This is a genomic window from Halomonas sp. 141 (genome assembly GCF_002810305.1).
GTDB classification, from domain to species: Bacteria; Pseudomonadota; Gammaproteobacteria; order Pseudomonadales; family Halomonadaceae; genus Vreelandella; species Vreelandella stevensii.
The window spans coordinates 94,583-115,406 of record NZ_PINZ01000003.1 but is presented as its reverse complement, the minus strand read 5'-3'; the positions used below and the strand labels follow the sequence as shown (position 1 = coordinate 115,406).

Genomic DNA, 20,824 nt, shown 5'->3' with positions numbered 1-20,824 from the left:
GAAAGTGACTGTTGAATCGTGGCTCTTCTCTTACTCAGCCTAAGCGTGTGATTATGATAGGCTAAACGCACTAACGTTCACCTCCAGGATATCGAGATGACGCTGCAGGCTCCTCCCCAACGCTTGAACCCGGACGGCCAGACTCGACGCGTGGGCGTCGAAATCGAGTTTGCCGGGCTCCCCCCTCGCGAGACGGCCGAGGTGGTGCAGGCACTGTTTGGTGGTGAGCTTAACGTGGTCAGCCCCCATCGGCTACAGGTGGCCGACACACGCTGGGGAGCGTTCGAGATCGAACTGGATACTCAATACGCCCATCCAGACCAGACGTTGTTGGACGCACAGCAGGACAATGACAGCGAGTGGGCCCGCCAACAGCATCAGCGGCGGCTGGAATTCCACCAAAAGACCCGTGAACTGATCGGTGACATGGTGACCGGGCTGGTGCCCACCGAAATCGTCTGCCCTCCCATCCCTTGGGAAGAGCTCGAAGCGTTGGACACTCTGTTCGACACCTTGCGGGAAAAAGGCGCCAAGGGCACCGATGCCAGCCTGCTGTACGGTTTCGGCCTGCACCTGAACCCGGAAATCGAGCGTAACGAGGTCGATTATCTGCTCGCCATGCTGCGCGCCTACCTGCTGCTGGCCAGCTGGCTACGTCAGGAAATCAAGGTGGACATTACCCGAGAGGTGCTGCCACACGCCAACCCGTTCCCCAAGGAGTACGCCCGCAAGGTGCTGGACCTGCGTTACCAGCCGGATCTCGACACCTTCATCGACGACTACCTGGCCGATAACCCTACCCGCAACCGCGAGCTGGACCTGCTGCCGCTGTTCGCCCACCTGCGCCCGGAACACCCTCACGAGCTGCTGCACGGCCAGTTGACCAAGCCACGGCCCACTTTTCATTACCGGCTGCCCAATGCGCAGCTGTCGCAGCCGGGCTGGGGCAGCGTGATGGAGTGGAACCGCTGGGTGGAGGTAGAGAAGCTGGCCCACGACCAGGACATCCTTCACGCCCGCTGCCAGGAGTACATGGCCGAACAGAACCAACCCTGGTGGCGGCGCCTCAAGCGCAGACTGTTTGGCCATGCCTAGACCTCTAATCGGCATCACGACCTCGGATTACAAAAGCCAGCTTGCCTGGTGCTTCGACTGGTTTGCCGTCTGGCGACACGGCGGCAGGCCGCTACGCCTTTCTCCTTCTCGCCCGTTGCCGGAGCACCTGGACGGCCTGATCATTGGCGGCGGAGACGACATTCAAGCCCACCTGTACGGCGGTGAAGTGCAGCTGGACGTACGCCTGGACCCAGCCCGTGACGAGCTGGAACTCCACCTGCTGAAGCGTTTCATTCCTCGCCATACGCCAGTGCTGGGCATCTGCCGAGGTGCGCAGCTGATCAACGTGCATCTGGGCGGCAGCCTGGACCCCGACATTTACACCACCCACGAAGGCTTGAAGCGGCGCCGCACGGTACTGCCCCGCAAAACCGTCGACATCGTGGGCGACAGCCAGCTCTATCGTTTGTTGGGGGCAACCTGGTGTCGTGTGAACAGCCTTCATCATCAGGCGGTCAACCGGGCAGGCAAGGGCATTCGGATCGTGGCGCGTGACCGCGATGGGCTGGTGCAGGGCATCGAGTCCACGGACCATGCGTTCTTGATAGGCGTTCAATGGCACCCGGAGTGGCTGATCTTCAACCGCCCCCAGCAGCGTTTGATACGTGCGCTGGTGGAGGCGGCCAAGGCGTCCCGCTAGCCTTTCAGCGCAGCCAGCGCCGTGTCGTAATCAGGCTCGTTCTTCAACTCGCTGACCAGCTCGCTGTGCAGCACCCGATCCTCGGCATCCAGCACCACCACGGCACGGGCGCAGAGCCCTTCCATGTTGCTGTTGCATAGCGCCACGCCCCAGTCCTGCTGAAATTCGCGGTGGCGGAACGTCGAGAGCGTCTCCACGTTGTCCAGCCCTTCGGCACCGCAAAAACGCTTGGCCGCAAACGGCAAGTCGGCAGACACCACCAGCACCACGGTGTTGTCCAGCGACGAGGCCAGCTCATTGAAGCGTCGCGTCGACGTTGCACAGGTAGGCGTATCGACGCTAGGGATGATGTTCAGCACCTTGCGCTTGCCTGCATAGGTCGCCAGGGTAACGTCTTCCAGGCTGCCGTTGGTGAGCGTCATGGCCGGTGCATCCTGCCCCACCGCCGGTAAGGTTCCCGCCACATCCATGGGTTGACCTGCCCGCGTAATCTGTTGCATATCAAGCTCCTAATGTATGGTAAAAGGGGAATGACGATCAGTGGTCCAGCTTACCGTGGAACTCCCTGATTCGGCTATCCCTCATCCATCGCGACACGCTAGCGAGAACACCATGGCCTCTGTAGTCATTATCAAAACCGGCGACGCCTTCCCCGAAGTGGTGGATCAGCACGGGGATTTCGAACAGCTGTTCATCGACCAGGTGCAGGACGCCCTGCCCGACCACCTGACCTTGGACGTATGGGATGCACGCCTCACCAGCCAGCCGCCGGAGGATATCGTGGCAGCCATCATTACCGGCTCCCACAGCATGGTCAGTGAGCAGCTCCCCTGGAGCGAGGCGCTGAAGCCCTGGTTACAGCAGGCACTGGCGGACGACCTGCCGCTGCTGGGCGTATGCTACGGCCACCAGCTGATGGCCGCTGCGTTTGGCGGTGTGAGTGATTACCACCCGGCGGGGCGTGAATCCGGCACACGCAGCGTACGCCTGACCCAGGCAGGCCGCCAGGATCCGCTGTTCGGGCAACTCCCGGAGTGTTTCGTGGCCCACTTGACCCATGCCCAGGCGGTCATGCAGCTTCCCCCCGGCACCAGCATCCTGGCGCACAACTGCCACGATGCCCACCAGGCGCTGCGCTATGGGCCACGCCAGTGGAGCGTCCAATTCCATCCCGAGTTTTCACCGCCGGTGATGCGCGCTTATATCGAACGCCAGCGCGCTGCCTTGCGCGACCAGGGTGAAGACCCGGATCAACTGCTGCAAGACGTCGCGGAGACCCCCGACGCCACGCGCCTGCTGACCCGGTTCATCGCGATGCTGTAGTGCGCGTTTGCGATGCTGTAGCGCGCTTTTGGTCGCGCCGCGATGCCAGTCGGTCGGCCAGGCGGGTTGGCTCTGGCAGCTTGGTCTTGCCCAGGCAGCGCATGACCCAGTCCAGCGAAGTCGCCAGCGACAGTCGATGCCCCGGAGACACGAACACTGGCTTGACCTGAGCACGGGAGCGCAGCACGGCACCGATCACTTCCTGCCCGGCCATGAGCGGCACCCAATCGCCTCGGGCCTCTCCCACGTCGGCATGGCGCCCAGTGAGTCGCGACTTGGCAATCCCGATGGTCGGCAGGTCCAGCCACAGCCCCAAATGCGCTGCCACGCCCAGCCGCCGAGGGTGGGCGATGCCCTGCCCATCCACCATGACCAGCTGCGGGCGTGTTTTCAACTGGGCAAAGGCTCCCAGCGCCGCCGGAATTTCCCGGAACGACAGCAGGCCCGGGATGTAGGGCATGCGCGTGGGTTCCCGGTGAACCACCTGCTCCACCACAGTCAGCTGCGGCGCCTGCTCCGGCGACCACGCCAGCACGACCACCGCCGCCCGGGTAATGCTTCCTTCTTCTTCGAAACCGATGTCGACCCCCGCGATGTGCGTCACGGGGTCGATACGGTCGTCGGCTTCCAATTGCTTGGCAAGCTGGGACTGGAGTGCAATGGCCTGCTTGGGAGTCAGGTTCCAATCGTGTAATGCGGCGTCCATGCGGCCTCCTTGCGGGTGGCTCGAGGTTGGCGCCCAGCAGACGCTGAGCCACCAGGATGACTTTCAGGATAGCCAAAAAAGGTTCTTCGCAGATCAGCGTGAAACAGGCAGGGCTTGAGGCAAAGACAGGGTAGAGAAACGGCGGTAAATCCGAGTAAGCTGATATTCGCCAAAACGTCAGCCTACGGACACCGATGAGGCGCCGTGCAACCTCGATGCCGAGCTGGGTGTGCCCAGCATGAGTGAGATGAACGACGTCAGGTTGCTGACATGGCCAGCGCTAACACGAAAATTGAGAGAAGTGGGTGTCGTTACTGTGAGCGACACCCATAACCCGACAGACTGCTAGATGTACGCTTTCGGGCAGTGCAAACCGACGGGCCATCATGGATGCAAGTCATCGAACTGGTGCCACTCGGTTGACAAACTATAGGTGGATAGGACTCACGAGAGGAGCCTGTAGCTGTCGGTCACCTTCTGGTACTGGCTAGGCGAGGCGCCGATATGGCGACGGAAGAAGCGTGTGAAGTGCCCCTGCTCGGAGAAGCCTAGTGATTCGGACAGGTTCCCCAGGGTGCCAGTGCGACTGTCGGACAGACAGCGAAACGCCATCTGCATCTTGCCGATATTGGCGAGCATCTGAGGTGTCATACCGGTGTTCTTTTTAAACAAGGTAAAGAAGTGCGCCCGGGACAACCCACACAGACGGGCGATGCCCTCTATGTCCAATTCCCCTTGCGGATGGTCGAGGATAAACCGGCTTGCCTGGCGGATACGCGCATCGTAGAAGTCGCTGGCGACACCGACACGCAGCCTGGATAAGTGGTGCCAGTCGGAATACTTCTCGGTGATCCCGATCAGCAAATCAAAGAGCAGCTCTTCCAGTCTGTCCTGAGGCACCAGTCCGAAGGAGAACATGGCGGCGATCAGCAAGTCAGCATGATGCCGCATGCGGGGTGTGAGTTCGACGCAGGGGCTGGAGAAGAAGTCTGGCCGACCACTCAACACCAGACCACTCTGCTGGGCCGCAAGCCAGCTCGGCTCGATGTAGAGGGCCAGGATCAGTGTATCGGCGGCACCACTCTGGTGATCGTAGAAGTGCGGCTCCCAGGCATTGATAAGGACCGCCGTCCTGTCGGTCAGTGGCAGCCGGCGATCGCGCACAGAGAAGTAGGTATCCTCCCCGGAGACCTTTAACAGTACATGGCATTCGGAGTGGGCGTGGGGCACCAGCGACTCGTCCATGTCCAGCAGGGCCACGCGACCAAACCCGCCATGCAAGATGCGGTGGGCACTCGACATGACATCCTCGTCAATAGAAGTGTAAGGTATGTTGGTACAGGTCAGCGTACTATCTCTTACCCCGGGCACCGGCCACAGCCAGACCAAAGTCGCATGGTGAGTCTCTCAGCCGCCACTATGCCTTGCCCAGGCAAGATCCTCTGGCCGGTCCACATCCCGCACGACACCCGGATCCTGAACCTCGATCTCGATACAGGCATCCCGATGCCGCCGTACCACGCTGCGAGCTCCCTCGTCGTCGGTCAGCTGCTCGAGCGAGCCCCAGAAACACCGGCCGAACAGCACCGGGTGCCCCCCCTGCCCCCGATAGAAGGGCCGCACGATCGCCCGGTCACTAGCTCTTGAGCACAATAGTGCAAAGGTGGCCTCGCTCAACCAAGGCATATCTCCCAGCATCACCGCCACTGCCGCAGCCTGACTCTCGTCCCTAAGTATGCGGATACCGGCGGCGAGGCTAGCTCCCATGCCCTGTTCTGCCGTCTCGGCAACAATGGTGCCAATATCCTTGGCAATGCCCAGATCGGCGGGATCATCCTCGATGCCCACCACTACCCGAATCTCGCCGAAATGAGGCCGGAGGGTCGCCAGCGTGGCGGCCAGCAGCGGCCCACGCTGTGGTAGGTGCGCCAGGCGCTTATCGCAGCCGAAGCGGCGCGCCCGACCGGCCGCCAATACCAGGGCAGCGACGGTGTCAGAGGGCATCGCGGGCTTTCCCGTGGTAGACCCGTACGATATCGGCTACCACGGCCAAGGCGATCTCGGCTGGGGTCTTGCTGCCGAGATCGAGGCCGATCGGCATCTGGATGCGATCGACATCGGCCTGGGACAGTCCCCCGGAACGCAGAAGTCGTGTGGCGCGGGCATCCGAGGTCCGGCGCGAGCCCATCACGCCGATATAGAAGGCCTCGGTACGCACTGCCTCGATCATGGCCAGATCATCGATGCGCGGATCATGGGTCAAGGCCACCACCGCGGTTGCCGCATGGCAGCCCCCGGCGGCGATGAAGACTGACGGCAACTGCGGCACCACCGTCACCCCGTCGACACTGAACCCTTCGCACATCTCCGGACGAGGGTCACAGACGATCACTTCGTGGCCCAACGCCTGGGCGAAGCGAGCACAGGCTTCGGCCACCGGCGAGAGGCCGGCGAGCAGAAGGCGCAGCACGGGACCGATACGGATGTCGACGGACGCGGGACAGCGCACCACGCATGGCCCCTCGGCAACGTCATCCTCGCGAGCCTGAAAGGAGCCGGCTTCGACATCGACACACCGTACCAGGCGGCACTGCCCCTGCAAGGCCTGGTACAGCACCTCAAGGTGCACCAGCCAGGCGGCGTCGGGGGCACGGTGCTCGATCAATACTTCGAGCACGCCGCCACAGGGCAGGGCGAGACGCCGGCTCTCCTCACGACTTTCACCGTAGCGACGCAAGGTCACCATTCGGTCGAAGTCGCCAACGGTGAGTTCCTCGAGAAAGGCTTCTTCGACACAGCCACCGGATAGCGAGCCAACATACTGACCGTCGCGACGCGCCACCAGCATGGCGCCGGGACCACGGGGCGCCGAGCCATAGGTCGACAGCACGGTGCACAACCAGATGGGGTGGCCGTCGCGGCCCCAGGCCAGCGCCTGGGTGATTACCTGATGATCGAGGTCACGCATCGCTCCACCCTCTCATGGCCACCGATGGTGCAGCCGCGTTCAATCGGCCACTTTGGTCGTCTCGGTGTCGGGATCCAGCGTCTTCTCACCCAGCAGCAGGGAGGCCGCGATACCGCAGACCAGTGCCCAGAAAGGAGCGCTGATCCCCAGCAGGCTGATGTTGCTCATCGCCACCACTAGCGCCACGAAGGCACCGATCTGGTGGCCACGATGGCGGGAGAAGGCATGCTGGAAGGCTGCCAACAGCACGCCGATCATTGCCAGACCGGCCACGCTGCCGATCAGGGCGCTGGGCAACGCCAGGATGAAGGGCACCGCTGCACCGGCAAAGAGCCCGAAGGCACAGAACAGCACGCCATTCACCAGGGTGGCACCATAGCGGGTGCTCTTGTCGTCGCCTGCCTGCTCGGAGGAGCAGATGGCGGTCATCGGCCCGGCGATGTTGGCGTTGTGGCCGCCGAGGAGGCCAGCGAGCATGCCACCGATGCCGCTGATGATGGTCATGGCATTGACCGGGGGGCGGTACTCCTCGGCCAGCAGCACCCCGGTGGCCTGGGCATTCTCGGCCCCGATCACCAGTGCCGCCAGCGGCACGGAGATGGCCAGGAAGGCCCCCAGGGTGAAGCTCGGTACGGTGAACTGCGGTGCGACGAAGGCGATGTCCACCTCGGCGGGCTGAACGGCCCCCATGCCGAAGGCCACGATGAGCCCCACCAACGCGGCCACCAGTACCGGCGGCACCGTCTTGATGAAGCGTGAGCTGAGGAAGAAGGCCACCACTGCCGTGCCGGCGATCCAGGGTGCGGCCCCCACCGCGTTCACCGCACCGATGCCGAAGCGGATCAAGGCGCCGGCGATCATCGCCATAACGATCGGCATCGGTAGCCAACGCATGATACGCCCTACTACTCCGCTGACACCCAGCAGGAGAACGATAGCGCCGCTCATGATGAAGGCGCCGACCGCCTCGTTGAAGGGAATGGTCGACAGGGCGGCGATCATGATTGCCGCCCCCGGGATCGAGTAGGCCCCGGTGATCGGCATACGGTAGCGCAAGGCCATGATCAGACTGATCAGACCGCCCAGGAAATAGATGGCAAACAGCCAGGCCACGGTCTGGCCATTGGACAGATTGCCTGCCTCGGCGGCACTGATCACGATCAGCGCCGGCCCCGAGCAACCGAACAGTGCGGCGACGGTGCCTGCACTGATCGACTTGGCCGTGAAGACCCGGGGCAGGTCTTTGAGCAGCGGACGCTTGGCGTCCACTACCGCAGCTGGCGTGGGGCTGACCCCGTTATTGTCGTGCGCTTGCATGGTATCTCTCCGGGGGTTGTTGTTATGTCATTGGGGTACGGGTCATTCACCGGTGAAGACGGCTCGACGTTTGCCATGGAAGGCCTCGACACCCTCGCGGAAGTCGCTGGAGGTTCGCAGCCGGCTGTAGCAGTGGCCTTCCATTTCGATGGCCACCGACAGCGGAGCATCCTCGTTGTCGTTGATCAGGCGCTTGGCGGTGCGCTGAGCGAGCGGTGAAAAGCCGCGCAGTTCGTCTACCAAGGCCTGGGTAGCGCTCTCCAGCTGGTCATCGGGCACGCACTCGGTAGCGATACCCCACGCCAGCGCCTGGGCACCGCCGATGCGCTTGGCACGCATCACCATGTGCTTGGTCCTGGCGATCCCGATGATCTTCTGCAGGCGAGCAGAGCCTCCGGACCCCGGAATTTGCCCCAATTTCTGCTCCGGCAGGGCATAGAGGGTCGTCTCGGAGGCGATGCGGAAATCGCAGGCCAATGACAGCTCGAAGCCGACGCCGAAGGTGTAGCCACGGTTGGCAGCGATCACCGGCTTCGAGCAGCGCGCCGGGGCGGCCACGTTGTCGGCGAGTTTCGAGACATGTTCGGGTGAGGCCTCGAGGAACCCCTTGATGTCGCCACCACTGGAGAAATGTTCGCCCTCGGCGCGCAGCACGATGACGCGCACGTCGTCATGGGCATCCAGTGCCTCGAACATGCGACGCAGCTCGTCGCGCTGAGGCATCGAGATCACGTTGAGCGGTGGACGGGCGAGGATGATGTCGGCGCGTTCGGCCTCGGCATCGACCTGGACCCTGAAGCCGTCGAAGTCGCTGCCCAGAGTGGTATTCACGTTGGCGGTAGTCATGTCTTGGTTCCTTTATCGGCTCGGTTGTTCGGTTGTCAGTGAGGTCGTGTGCTGGGGCTGTCCTGCTCGCGCAGCACGCGGCGCAGGATCTTGCCCACGGGGGACTTGGGAATTTCGTCGACGAAGACGTAGCGCCGCGGGCGTTTGAAGCGGGCCAGGCCGGAGTCGACGCAGTGCCGGTCGAGTTCGCCCTCGTCGATGGCCTGTCGGGCCTTGATGAAGGCGGTGACCACCTCGCCCCACTGTACGTCGGCCAGCCCCACCACCACGACCTCTTCCACCTGGGGATGTACCGAAAGCACATTCTCGATCTCCACCGGGCTGACGTTCTCGCCACCGGTGATGATCAGGTCGTCGACCCGGCCGGTGACGAATAGGTCGCCGTCGGCGTCGAAATAGCCGGTATCGCTGGTGAAATACCAGCCCTCCTTGAGCGCCTTGCGGTCGGCATCGGGTCGGTGCCAGTAGCCCTGGAAGGCCTCGTCGCCGGCCATGTCGGCGATGATCTCGCCCTCCTCCCCCACGCCCAGGATCTCGTCCGGCGACTCGGCGCCCACCCTGACCACCCGGATGCGTTGGTTGAGCGCAGGCCGACCCGATGAGCCAGGCTTGTCACTGGCTCGTTGGTCGATGGTGAAGGTATAGATCTCGGAGCTGCCGTAGTGGTTGACGAACAGGCTGGGCTGGAAGGTCTCCTGAACCCGGGCCATCAGCCCCGCACTCATCGGCGCGCCGGCGAAGCCCAGCTTGTCGACGCCGGCTACCCGTGACGGTGAGAACTCGGGGTGCTCAATGAGCATGTGGTAGAGGGTCGGCACCAGATAGAGGTTGGTGACGCCCTCACGCTCAATGGCGTCCAGCGTCGCCGCGGGATCGAACTTCGGCATGCAGACGAAGTGGCCGTCGATCAGTGCCATCGACAGCAGCGAGCGCACGCCCATGGTGTGATAGAGCGGCATCACGCCGAGGGTGCACTCGTCGTGGCGATAGAGGTTCTGTGCCACATGGGCCAGCGCTGCGGTACGCTCGGCGCGATGCAGGCGTGGCACACCCTTGGGCTTGCCGCTGGTCCCCGAAGTGTAGAGCATCAACGAGACATCCTCGGCATCGGCACGCAATACCAGCTCACCGTCTACACCTAGCAGGGCGTCGAAGTCATGGGCACCGATGTCCTCGACCCCTCCGGCAGTGATGCGTGGTAGCCGCTGTGCCTCGGGACAGCCGTTCACCGCTTCGGCCACCGAAGCGTCATAGGCGAGCGCCTTGACCTCGGCATCCTCGATGCAGTAACTCAGATCCCGGGCTGTGGATCGCCAGTTGAGGGGGGTGACCACGATCCCGGCGAATTGGCAGGCCCAGTGCAGGGTCGCCATCTGCCAGCGGTTCTGCATCACCACCAGCAAACGGTCCCCCTTGGCTAGGCCCATCGCTTCGAGGCTCCTGGCCACGCTCTGGATATCGGCGAACCATTCGGCATAGGTCTTGCGTAGCTCGCCATCGGAAATGGCGATCGCCCGGGGGCGACGTTCCACCGAGGCAAGAAAACTGCGACCAAGATCAAACATCGTTGTTCTCCTGTTGTTGACTGTAAGCCACGGTCGCCTCGCGGCGCGTCCGGGCCACGTCAAGTACCGCCTGAACCATGCCGGTATAGCCGGTGCAACGGCATAGATGACCCGACAGCATGTCGCGTACCTGGGCCTCGCTGGGGTCGGCCACACGGTCCAGGAACTCCTCGCAGGACATCAGAATGCCTGCGGTGCAGAAGCCGCACTGCAGGGCGTGATGACGCCGGAAAGCCTGTTGCAGATCGGAAAGGCCCACCTCTCCTGCCAGCGACTCGACGGTGTCGAGCCGCCGACCCTCGGCCTGTACCGCGAGCATCAGGCAGCTACGGCTGGCACGACCGTCGACGCGCACCGTGCAGGCACCGCACACGCCATGCTCACAGCCCACGTGCGTGCCGGTGGCCCCCAGCTCGTGGCGCAGGAAGTCACACAGTTGGGTGCGGGGCTCGGCGTAGCCGCTGCGCTCGCGGCCATTGAGGGTCAGGGTCACGCGAATGCGCTGGTCAGCCCTAGCGTGCATGGGCGTTCTCCTCGTCACTTGGCCCGCCGGCGATCAACTCCCGGCCGAGCTCGCGGATCAACTGGCGGCGATAGGCCGCCGTGGCATGGGCATCGTCCTCGGCGCCCAAGGACCAGGCGAGGGCGTTGAGGGCCTCGCTCGGGTCATCGTGGCGGGCGAGCTCGCGACTCACTGGACGGTCGGCGACGCCACCCACGCCGAGGGTGACGCGGTTGCTGTCGATCACCGCCGCCAGCGCGACAATGGCGAAGTCACCGTGGCGCATGGCCACTTCGTGGAAGCGGTACTCCGCGCCCGGCCTCGCCAGGGGAAAGCGCACTTCGGTGATCAGCTCATCGGGGTGGCGATCGGTGGTCAGTACGCCCCGGAAGAAGTCGCGTGCCACCACCCGCCGCACCTTGCCGCGCCGGTTCTCGAGCACCACCTCACCTCCAAGGGTGGCCAGACACAGCGGTAGCTCGGCGCTGGGATCGGCATGCGCGATCGAACCGCATACCGTGCCGCGGTTACGGGTCTGCCAATGGCCGATCCAGGGCATCGCCAGGGCCAGCAACGGAACCGCCTCGGCGAGACCGGGAGACTGCAGCAATTCCGCTTGGGTCACCCCGGCACCCACCGCTAGGTGATCGTCACGCCGCTCGATGTAGTGCAGATCCTCGATACCCGCGATATCGACCAGGTGCTTGGGCTGGGCCAGGCGCATGTTGAGCACCGCCATCAGCGACTGCCCACCCGCGATCAGTCGCGCCTCATCCCCATGTTCGTGAAGCAACTCACAGGCCTCGCGACGGCTGCTCGGCCGCCAGTAATCGAATGCAGCAGGTTTCATGAGCGACCTCCCCGGCCGGCGAACAGGCCCTTGAGGCGCTGCCACAGCGACAGCCGTGGTGCGGCGCCGCCCATGCGCTGGGCCAGGCGCGCAAAAATCTGGCCGATGATCATCCGCGAGGCGCTTTGCAGCATGCGCCCGCCCACCGAGGCGACCTTGCCGCCCACGGCGGCGTCGTAGTCGTAGTCGAGTCGCGTCTGGCCGCCCTCGACCTCGGTCAGCCGAATTTGCGCACTGCCCTCCGCCGAGCCCATGGCACTGGTGCCGGCCCCGGAGAGCCGCAGACCGTGCGGGGGGGCGAGGTCGGAGAGTGCCACCTGCGCATCGAAGCGCGCGCGGATCATCCCCACGCCGACGGTGACATCGGCTCGGTAGGAGTTCTCGCCGGTAAGCTCCAGGGCATGGCAGCCAGGGATGATCGCCTGCAGGGTCTCGGGATCGAGCAGGGTATCGAAGACCGCCTGGGGGCTGCCCGGCAGCGTCACCGAGTCGCTGGCAGTGAGCCGCGAGCCGCCACCTGCTGCGGGAGCCGTCTGATCCTCGCCCACTCCTTGGGGCCGCGCAGGTTCCTCGATGCCGATCAGCGTGCGCACCTTGGACGGCGTCAGCGGCAACTCGATGTCCGCGATGCCCAAGGCGTCGGCCACGGCATTGGCGATGCACACCGGGGTACTCATGTTGTTGCCCTCACCCACTCCCTTGGCACCCAGCGGGGTGAACGGCGACGGCGTCTCCCTGTGCAGGATCAGTGGTTCAGGCACCTCGACGCTGGTCGGTACCAGATAGTCGGCGAAGGTGCCGGACTGGAAGCTGCCATCGTCGCCATAGGTAAATTCCTCCATCAGTGCCGCACCGAGCCCCTGGGCGAAGGCCCCGCGCACCTGGCCATCGACTAGGTCCGGGTTGAGCAGGCGGCCGGCATCATGAAGGGTGACATAGCGGTCGAGTCTCACCTGGCCGGTGATGCGGTCGACCTCCACCCCGCAGTAGTCGAAGATGAAGCCGTAGCAAAGCGAGCTGTTGATCAGATCGTTGTCGTCCGGCGCCTCAAGTTGTGGCGGTGACCAGAAGGCCGTCTCGCGCAGGCCGCCCGGCTCGCCCTCGGGCAGTGTGCCCGGCGCCCAGTGGGTGGCGCCGGCCAGGCGACCAAAGGGCATCGACAGCTCACTGTCGTCCACTATCACCTGCCCCTCGGCGAAGCGGATGCGAGTGGCCTCCACCTGCCACTGAGCGGCGGCGATACCGGCCAGGCGATCGCGCACCTTCACCGCCGCCTGGTAGACCGCCCCAGCCACGGCGCCTGAGAAGCGGCTGGAGTAGTTGCCCGAGGCGATCGACCAAGCGTCCTTACCGGTATCGAGCTCGACATTGACGCTGATCGACTCAAGCGGCACCCCGAGCACCTCGGCGATCACCTGGGCGACCACGGTGCGGTGCCCCTGCCCCTGGGGCGTGGAGGAGACATGGGCGCTGACATCCCCCAAGGGGCCGACGCTGATCGTGGCGGTGCTCACCGCCCCGTTCTTGGGACCAGCCTTACGCCGCTCCTCGGGCATCATGGCGGTGGTGATATAGCCCATGTTGGAGATCGAGGGTTCCACCGCCACGGTGTAGCCGATGCCGTAGAGCCGTCCCTCTCGGCGGGCTGTCTCTCGATGCGCCAGCAGTTCCTCCAACCCACCTTCGTGAATGCCCTGTTCCACAGCGGCGGGATAGTCACCGGAGTCGAGCAATGCTCCGGCGGCGGCCCGATAGGGAAAGCTGCCGGACGGCACCAGGTTGCGACGGATCACCTCGAGAGGATCGAGGTCGAGTTCCACGGCGATGCGCTGCATCAACCGCTCGAGGGCGAAATAGATTTGAGGCCCGCCGAAGCCACGGTTGAGTCCGGTGGGCGTCTTGTTGGTCAGCGCGACGCGGTTGCGCACGACAAGATGCCGGATCGCATAAGCACCGGTCAGGTTGCCGTGCATGCGGTAGAAAGTGGCCGGTTCCGGCGCACGCAGGTAAGCGCCGCAGTCGTCGACCTGATCCCAGCGCAGGGCGGTGACACGCCCATCGCGGGTCACTGCAGCCTCTATCTCGGTCATCCGATTCGTAGCCGAGGAAGCCCCCTGCAGGTGCTCGAGGCGATCCTCCACCCACTTCACCGGGGCGCCGGCCTTGCGGGCGGCCAACCCCATCATCACCACATAGGGAAAGACCCCCTGCTTGATGCCGAAGCTGCCACCGGAATCCGGCGGGGTACGCAGCCGAAAACGGTTGCCGGGTATGTTGAGGGCACGAGCCATCACCGTATGCAGCGCATAGGGGCCCTGGAAGTTGGCCAGCACATCGTAGCTGGCACTGGCTGGGTCATATTCGGCGAGCACCACGTAGCACTCCATCGGCGTACAGGAGCTGCGCGGCACGCGCACCTTGAGCGCGACGCGATGCTCGGCCTCGGCGAAGGCCTGCTCGGGGTCGCCATAGCGAAAGTGGCGCTCGCTGACCACATTGCTGCCGACTGCCTCATGGAGCAGCGGGGCGTCGGCTGCGATGGCCGCCTCGGTATCCACCGCGACGGGCAGCGTCTGGTAGTCGACGCGGATGGCGTCGAGGGCGTCCTCGGCGAGGTAGCGACTCTCGGCCATCACCACGGCGAGCGGTTCGCCGACGTAGCGCACCTTGTCGACGGCCAGACACCAGTGCTCCATGGGCTGGCGCACGCCGACCGGAAAGGGCCGCGCCCAGCGCTTGACGTCCTCGCCGGTCAGGACGGCATGCACGCCAGGCATGGCCAGCGCCGGCGAGGCGTCCAGGCCGACCAGCCGGGCATGGGCATGGGGTGAACGCAGCACGGCGGCATGCAGGGTGCCTGGCGCCACCGCCAAGTCGTCTGCATAGCGGCCATGGCCTCGCAGCAAGGCGTCGTCCTCGATGCGTTGCTCTCGTCGGCCAATCCGGCCCGACTTGCCCTCCTGAATCGTTGGCTTAAAAGCGTTCATTGACTTCTCCAGGGTGGCCTTGTCGGAATCGGTTGCCATCTGAAAAGTGTATAGTTGGCTCGAAAGCTTTCATTTACCTCTCCACGATGGCCGTGTCGAAATCGGTTGCCATCTGGAGAGGAGTCTATGGAGCCGCCTAGCGCTCGTCCTTGCCCGGCGGGATGGAGTTTGGCCCGAGCATCGGATGATTTACCCGAGAGTCTGAATTGCGACCAAAGGATAAGGAGCTGTCGCCAGTGCAGACACACCATTTTCGAAACGCAGGAAGGCGGCCCTTGGGCCGCCTCAGACTGCTGACGAACCCACCTGTTTTGGTGGATTCGTTGCTTTTAGGGAAACGCTGCATAAATCCCGTCGGAGCTGCCTCATAGCCATCGACGAGGTAAAAAAAAATCCCCCCATGCCCTTGGCATGGGGGGATGGTAGCCAGGGCGACATCAGTCGCCCGGCAGGCGTTTACGCACGTTCGCGACGGCGAACCGGCGCATCGCCATCGTCACGACGACGGCGCGGTGCACGCTCGGGCGCACGGTCTTCGCTGATTTCCAGCGGGCGACCGGCCACACGGGCACGTGCCATCTTGGCCAGAATGGTAGACGGCAGGCCGCTGGGCAGCTCGACCACCGAGAAGGCGTTGCGAATATCGATGCGGCCAATACGGGCACCTTCGATACCGCCTTCATTGGCCAACGCGCCGACCAATTGACCAGGCTTGACGCCATCCTTATGGCCTACCGACACACGGTAGCGGGTCATGCCTTCGCTGGGCGCGCTGGAGCGCTCGCGACGAGCACCAGCTGGCTTGCCGGGCGCACCCTCACGCGGAGCACGCTCTTTGCGCGGTGCTTGCAGACGGCCAATCGGCGCTTCGTCAGCACGGGCCATGGCAGCAAAGGCACAGGCCAGCTCGACGGCGTCGTGACCTTCTTCCACCAGACGCTCGACCAGCGCGCGCTGCTCTTCGGCACCCTTGGTCAGGGCTGCCACGACGCGATGGTGGAATACTTCATCACGGTGCGCACGGATAGCGGCTTCGTCAGGCAGCGGCATTTCGGTCATTTTCTGACCCGTTGCCTGCTCCATCCAGCCTACCTTGCGGCCTTCACGGAAGCCCGCGAAGGTGATCGCGATACCGCTGCGGCCCGCACGGCCAGTACGACCGATACGGTGCGTATAGGCTTCGGCGTCCTGGGGAAGGTCGTAGTTCACCACGTGGGTGATACGCGGAACGTCCAGACCACGAGCGGCGACGTCGGTCGCGATCAGGACATCGACCTTGCCACGCTTCAAGCGGGTGATGGTGCGCTCACGCAGGCTCTGGTCCAGGTCACCCGACAGGCCAGCCGCGTTGACACCGCGCGCCGTCAGCTGCTCTACCAGCGTGGTACAGGCAGCACGTGTACGTACGAACACGATGGCCGCATCCACCGGCTCCACTTCCAGAATACGCGCCAGCGCTTCCAGCTTGGCACCACCGTCCACACGCACCAGGCGCTGTTCGATGTTTTCTCCCGTCGTGGTGCGCGATTCGATCGCCACCTTGACCGGGTTGACCAGATAGCGATTGACGATACGCTCGATTTCAGACGGCAGCGTGGCCGAGAAGAACACGCGCTGGGCATCTTTCGGGGTATCGGCAACCACGCGTTTTACGTCGTCGATAAAGCCCATGCGCAGCATTTCGTCGGCTTCGTCCAGCACCAGCGCAGACAAACCGTCCAGCTTCAGGCTGCCGCGATCCAGGTGGTCGATGATACGACCGGGCGTACCGACCACGACCTGAGCGCCGCGCTTCAAGGCGCCCAGCTGCTCACGGTACTCTTGACCACCACACAGGGTAGCCACTTCGAGCCCCTGCAGGTTTTGACCATACTTGCTAAAGGAAACCGCAACCTGCTGAGCCAGTTCGCGGGTAGGCGCCAGCACCAGTACCTGGGGCTCGCGACGCTGCATGTCGAGACGCGACAGCAGCGGCAGTGCAAAGGCAGCCGTTTTACCGGTACCCGTTTGTGCCTGACCCAGCATATCGCGGCCTTCCAGCAATGCTGGAATGGTCTGCGCCTGGATGGGCGAAGGAGTTTCGTAGCCCTGCGCTTCTACAGCAGACAGAACGGCAGGCAAAAGAGCCAGATCACCGAAGCTCGGCGAGGTGACAGAAATCGAGGTCATTAATCACACCTTGGTAGGCCGGTATCACCGGCAAAAAACATCGTAAGCGTCTCTGACTCTGTCATATGCCGCACATCACGGTGCGCAGCAAAAAACAAGGCTCCGCATAGCGGATATCGTCATCAGTGGAGTCGGAGACGCCGGTCGCACCTGGCATTCGGCTGGCAGTACCGCACGCTGCGGGCCAACCGCTGTGGCGACCTTACTGCGCCGATTTCACCCGTCTGGTGAAATGCTGGAGGCGCGCCATCTTCACAGCAATGAACATCCAGTCGAGGGGATGTTCCTGCAAACGTTTCGGCTTGGTGCCATGAGGCGACCGAATCAACGCTTGCCGTCGTGATGGAGGGGTCAACACATGCGAGGAGCGCGCATCCTACCACCCCACTGGTGAGCTGACCAGCTTTTTTACTTTAACCGATATCATCCTGAAACTTGCACTTGTTCACTATTGGTCTAACCTGAGAGGTGCCTCACGTTGTTCACGAACTTCAAGGAGTGATGCCTATGAACTGGGATCAGATCGAAGGCAAATGGACCGAAGTAAAAGGCAAGGCGCGTTCCAGCTGGGGCGAATTGACCGACGATGAGTTGACGCAAATCGGCGGCAAGAAAGACCAGCTCGTGGGCAAGCTTCAGCAGAAATACGGGCTGGCCCGTGAAGAAGCCGAGCGCCGTGCAGACGAGTGGGCCAACGGCCTCTGATCGTTTCGGCATTGGCGCTGTACAGGCAGGCCAATGCGTATCCATTTTCCAATAGATGCCTATTTGGCTGATTCAATAGCAACATGGAGAGAAGCTATGCGTAAATCACTACTGACAACGGCTATCGGCACGGTACTTCTGGGCAGCATGGCAATGGGCGCCCACGCACAGACCGAGCCACAGGGTATGTATTCAGCCGAAGACATTCTGGATGCTGATGTCTACTTCGCGGGCGGTTCCGGCGAAGAGATCGGTGAGGTGGAAAACATTCTCTTCGATGAGGAGATGCGCATTACTGCACTGGTCATAGAGAGCGGCTCTGTACTGGGGCTGGGCGGACGTGAAATCGTTGTCGGCACCGACCACTTCACGCTGGAAACCCACACCGAAGCGGATGGCGATACCGAGCACCGGATCATGCTCCAAGCCACGTCCGAAGAAGTGGAAGCCTTTCCTACTTACAACCACGACTGGTGGGAACAAACCAAGGCAGGCGCACGCGATGCCTGGGAAACCACGCGTGATGGCGCGCAAAGTGCCTGGCAGTCCGCCCGTGACGCCGTCAGCTCCGACTGATACGTTTGCTGTTTAGCGACACACAGGTACGCAATGGCCACCCAACCGGGTGGCCATTTTCATGGATGGCCGCATTGATTCAGCGACGGCGCACTCCTTGCCCCGGTAGACGTTCACGGTCATGGGGGCGCTGAAAGTCCAACGCTGGCCCGGCGGGGACGATACGGGTCGGGTTGATGGTGTCGTGACTGTAATAGTAGTGGCGCTTGATGTGGTCCAGGTTGACGGTGTCGGCAATGCCCGGCCACTGATAGAGCTCACGCACGTAGTTGGACAGGTTGGGATAATCCTCGATGCGTTTGAAATTGCACTTGAAGTGGCCATAGTAGACCGCGTCGAAACGCACCAGCGTGGTAAACAGACGAATATCGGCTTCGGTCAGCCATTCTCCCGCCAGGTAACGCTGCTCTCCCAGGCGCTTCTCCATGCGCTCCAGCGCGTCGAACAGCGCAGTGACATGCTTCTCGTACACCTTCTGCTCAGTGGCAAAGCCCGACTTGTAAACCCCGTTGTTGATGTGGTCGTACACATCGGCGTTGACCTCATCGATGACATCACGCAGGTCGGAGGGATAGAAATCCAGCGTATTGCCGGTCAGCTCGTCAAAGGCATGGTTGAAGATGCGCAGGAGTTCAGCCGACTCATTGTTGACGATGGCATTACGCTGCTTGTCCCACAGCACCGGCACCGTCACGCGCCCCGTGTACTGCGGGTCGGTCATGGTATAGAGCTGGTGGTGAAACTCGACGTGGTTGATCGGGTCGCCGCTGGAACCCTCGTCCTGGTGATAGGTCCAGCCCTTGTCCAGCATGAGCGGGCTGACATGGGAGACGCCGATCAAGGGCTCCAGGCCTTTCAGTTGACGCATGATCAACACGCGGTGCGCCCAGGGGCATGCCAGGGAGATATAAAGGTGGTAACGATCTGCCTCGGCAGGATAGCGTTGGGCCTCGCCCTCCAACACGCTTCCGCTGTCGGCAGGCTCCCCTACCCAATCACGCAGCTGTGCCGACTCACGGACAAACTCCCCACCGTGCTTTTTGGTGTCGTACCACTGATCGACCCACTCGCCGTTGACCAATAACCCCATGGTGCTTCTCCCGTTGCGAACGTGTGAAATAGCCTGTTTACAGGATACGCTCGCCGAGAGAGGGCTCAAGCGGATGTTTTACCGACTTTCATTCGAGGGAATCGAATGTTGGCTGCACGTCTCCTTGACGGACTGCCGCAACGCAGCGGCCATGGCATGAGCCGCAGGCCCTGCGCGGTCACGATCACGGAAGATAAGCTGCACCGGCACTTCCCGCACGGCTCCTGCACTCAGCGGCAGCGGCTTCAGCGCACCACTGGTCAGCTCTTCGAGGATACGCGTTTCGGGTATCCAGGCGAAGCCCAGCCCTCGCTTGAGCATGTCCAATGAGGTGCCCACATGGCTGACCGTCCAGCGCTGCTCAGCCTTTAGCCAGCCTGCATTGGTCGATTGGCGCAACGCCGAGTCACGCACCACCAGTTGGCGATGCTGGGCCAGGTCACGCAGATCCAACGCGCGCCCTAATTGATGCAGCGGGTGGCGTGGATGAGCGACCGCCACAAAGTGCACATTGACCAGCGGCTCACCAAGAAACCCTTGGGCCTCAATGGCCGTGACCACCAGGTCGGCACGCCCGTCATAAAGCATTTCGGTGCCGCCATTAAGCACACTCTCATGCAGCTGTACGCGCACCTGGGGATAGGTTTCCGAAAAGCGCTCCAGCGCCCTGGCCTGAGCCGCCGCAGGAAAGATTTGATCGATAGCGACGACGATTTCAGCCTCCAGGCCCGCTGCCAAGCGCGAGGCCACGTCCTCCAGCGACGCCGCACTCTCGATCAGCTGACGCGCACGGCGCAGCAACAGCTCACCGGCTTCCGTCAGCCGCACTTGCCGCCCCACGGGCTCCAGCACCTGGATACCCAGCTGCTCTTCCAATTTGTGTACCGCATGGTTGAGCGTAGAGGGGCTTTTATGGATCGCCTCTGCCGCCCTTGCAAAGCCACCGTGGTCGACCACGGCGGCAAGCATCTGCCACTGTGCAAGTGTTACCCGAGACATTTCGATTTCCTCGACGCTAAACAGCGAAACAAACCGCTTCACCTTCGAAAAAACAACCCATAGGATGCCAGTAAAACGTCGAGAGTACGTGGCCTGACAGCAAATTTTGCACCAAGGGCTAATACGCGGGCTCACAGGAACATCGCCTTGTTTCAAAAAAAGAACATACAGAAACAAAAAAACACATTTTAAATATTAGCGATTACCCGCAAAAAGCCACGTTTGCGAGGTCGGAGGGCGTTTTGGGCGATGCGCTTTTCTAGCCCGTGAAAAACGTCCGTTTCAAGCGCTCATTTTGGTCGATAAGTGCTTAAAATGCCGTTTTAATTAGACACAACTTACGCACATCTTTAATAACCCTTCATTTGCGTCTATGGTTAAGAAGATGATCGCGCCATGCGGCGGTCATCAAAGGCAGTTTACGCCGTTACTTTTGTTAGCGAACGGCGTTCGAGAGCGGTTCTC

19 protein-coding genes are annotated in these 20,824 nt (G+C 62.7%); 5 read left to right on the top strand and 14 right to left on the bottom strand.

Annotation, left to right across the window (positions count from 1 at the left end; all coding sequences use genetic code 11):
* Positions 1-96: 96 nt before the first annotated feature.
* Both CWI66_RS02790 and CWI66_RS02785 read left to right on the top strand, forming a co-directional pair.
* Complete coding sequence (locus tag CWI66_RS02790) at positions 97-1,095, top strand: amidoligase family protein (RefSeq protein ID WP_100730874.1); 999 nt, start codon at positions 97-99, stop codon at positions 1,093-1,095.
* The gene (locus CWI66_RS02785; RefSeq protein WP_081195731.1) at positions 1,088-1,756 is read left to right on the top strand and encodes a gamma-glutamyl-gamma-aminobutyrate hydrolase family protein; all 669 of its coding nucleotides are present in this window, start codon (positions 1,088-1,090) and stop codon (positions 1,754-1,756) included. The genes CWI66_RS02790 and CWI66_RS02785 overlap by 8 nt, the downstream gene beginning before the upstream one ends.
* Here the strand turns inward: CWI66_RS02785 and tpx are convergent.
* Positions 1,753-2,256: a thiol peroxidase gene (gene tpx, locus CWI66_RS02780; protein ID WP_081195472.1), complete on the bottom strand. Its 504-nt coding sequence runs from the start codon at positions 2,254-2,256 to the stop codon at positions 1,753-1,755. The two genes, CWI66_RS02785 and tpx, sit on opposite strands and share 4 nt — an antisense overlap.
* A 112-nt stretch (positions 2,257-2,368) precedes the next feature.
* Between tpx and CWI66_RS02775 the strand changes: the two genes are divergently transcribed.
* Complete coding sequence (locus tag CWI66_RS02775) at positions 2,369-3,079, top strand: glutamine amidotransferase (RefSeq protein WP_016914692.1); 711 nt, start codon at positions 2,369-2,371, stop codon at positions 3,077-3,079.
* Here CWI66_RS02775 and nfi read toward each other — a convergent pair.
* The 11 genes from nfi to CWI66_RS02720 all read right to left on the bottom strand — a co-directional run bounded on the left by nfi (position 3,063) and on the right by CWI66_RS02720 (position 16,989).
* Positions 3,063-3,785 (bottom strand): deoxyribonuclease V, encoded by a 723-nt coding sequence (gene nfi / locus CWI66_RS02770; protein WP_100730873.1) that lies wholly within the window; start codon positions 3,783-3,785, stop codon positions 3,063-3,065. The two genes, CWI66_RS02775 and nfi, sit on opposite strands and share 17 nt — an antisense overlap.
* A 444-nt stretch (positions 3,786-4,229) precedes the next feature.
* Positions 4,230-5,087: a helix-turn-helix transcriptional regulator gene (locus CWI66_RS02765; RefSeq protein WP_100730872.1), complete on the bottom strand. Its 858-nt coding sequence runs from the start codon at positions 5,085-5,087 to the stop codon at positions 4,230-4,232.
* Positions 5,088-5,192: 105 nt separating this feature from the next.
* Complete coding sequence (locus CWI66_RS02760; protein WP_100730871.1) at positions 5,193-5,789, bottom strand: nucleotidyltransferase family protein; 597 nt, start codon at positions 5,787-5,789, stop codon at positions 5,193-5,195.
* On the bottom strand, positions 5,779-6,753 hold the full coding sequence (locus tag CWI66_RS02755) for an XdhC family protein (protein WP_100730870.1): 975 nt from the start codon (positions 6,751-6,753) through the stop codon (positions 5,779-5,781). The genes CWI66_RS02760 and CWI66_RS02755 overlap by 11 nt, the downstream gene beginning before the upstream one ends.
* A gap of 39 nt (positions 6,754-6,792) precedes the next feature.
* Complete coding sequence (locus CWI66_RS02750) at positions 6,793-8,070, bottom strand: benzoate/H(+) symporter BenE family transporter (RefSeq protein ID WP_100730869.1); 1,278 nt, start codon at positions 8,068-8,070, stop codon at positions 6,793-6,795.
* Between the two features lie 42 nt (positions 8,071-8,112).
* Positions 8,113-8,916, bottom strand: coding sequence for an enoyl-CoA hydratase/isomerase family protein (locus CWI66_RS02745; protein WP_100730868.1), 804 nt, complete (start codon positions 8,914-8,916; stop codon positions 8,113-8,115).
* 35 nt (positions 8,917-8,951) lie between these two features.
* The gene (locus CWI66_RS02740) at positions 8,952-10,481 is read right to left on the bottom strand and encodes an AMP-binding protein (RefSeq protein ID WP_100730867.1); all 1,530 of its coding nucleotides are present in this window, start codon (positions 10,479-10,481) and stop codon (positions 8,952-8,954) included.
* Positions 10,474-11,004, bottom strand: a complete 531-nt coding sequence (locus CWI66_RS02735; RefSeq protein WP_100730866.1) for a (2Fe-2S)-binding protein — start codon at positions 11,002-11,004, stop codon at positions 10,474-10,476. The genes CWI66_RS02740 and CWI66_RS02735 overlap by 8 nt, the downstream gene beginning before the upstream one ends.
* Entirely contained in the window at positions 10,994-11,833 is an 840-nt protein-coding gene (locus CWI66_RS02730; protein WP_100730865.1) for an FAD binding domain-containing protein, read from the bottom strand. Before CWI66_RS02730 ends, CWI66_RS02735 begins: the two co-directional genes overlap by 11 nt.
* Entirely contained in the window at positions 11,830-14,820 is a 2,991-nt protein-coding gene (locus CWI66_RS02725) for a xanthine dehydrogenase family protein molybdopterin-binding subunit (RefSeq protein WP_100730897.1), read from the bottom strand. The genes CWI66_RS02730 and CWI66_RS02725 overlap by 4 nt, the downstream gene beginning before the upstream one ends.
* Before the next feature lie 456 nt (positions 14,821-15,276).
* Positions 15,277-16,989 carry a DEAD/DEAH box helicase gene (locus CWI66_RS02720; RefSeq protein ID WP_016914693.1) on the bottom strand — a complete coding sequence of 571 codons (1,713 nt, stop codon included), beginning with the start codon at positions 16,987-16,989 and terminating at the stop codon, positions 15,277-15,279.
* A gap of 507 nt (positions 16,990-17,496) precedes the next feature.
* On the opposite strand from CWI66_RS02720, the gene CWI66_RS02710 reads away from it, so the two are divergent.
* Together CWI66_RS02710 and CWI66_RS02705 are read left to right on the top strand one after the other, a co-directional pair.
* On the top strand, positions 17,497-17,694 hold the full coding sequence (locus tag CWI66_RS02710) for a CsbD family protein (protein ID WP_016914694.1): 198 nt from the start codon (positions 17,497-17,499) through the stop codon (positions 17,692-17,694).
* A gap of 96 nt (positions 17,695-17,790) precedes the next feature.
* Positions 17,791-18,270, top strand: a complete 480-nt coding sequence (locus CWI66_RS02705; RefSeq protein ID WP_016914695.1) for a PRC-barrel domain-containing protein — start codon at positions 17,791-17,793, stop codon at positions 18,268-18,270.
* Between the two features lie 79 nt (positions 18,271-18,349).
* Here the strand turns inward: CWI66_RS02705 and CWI66_RS02700 are convergent, their stop codons facing one another.
* Complete coding sequence (locus CWI66_RS02700) at positions 18,350-19,360, bottom strand: glutathione S-transferase family protein (protein ID WP_100730864.1); 1,011 nt, start codon at positions 19,358-19,360, stop codon at positions 18,350-18,352.
* 78 nt (positions 19,361-19,438) lie between these two features.
* Entirely contained in the window at positions 19,439-20,359 is a 921-nt protein-coding gene (locus tag CWI66_RS02695) for a LysR family transcriptional regulator (protein ID WP_100730863.1), read from the bottom strand.
* Between the last annotated feature and the right edge of the window lie 465 nt (positions 20,360-20,824).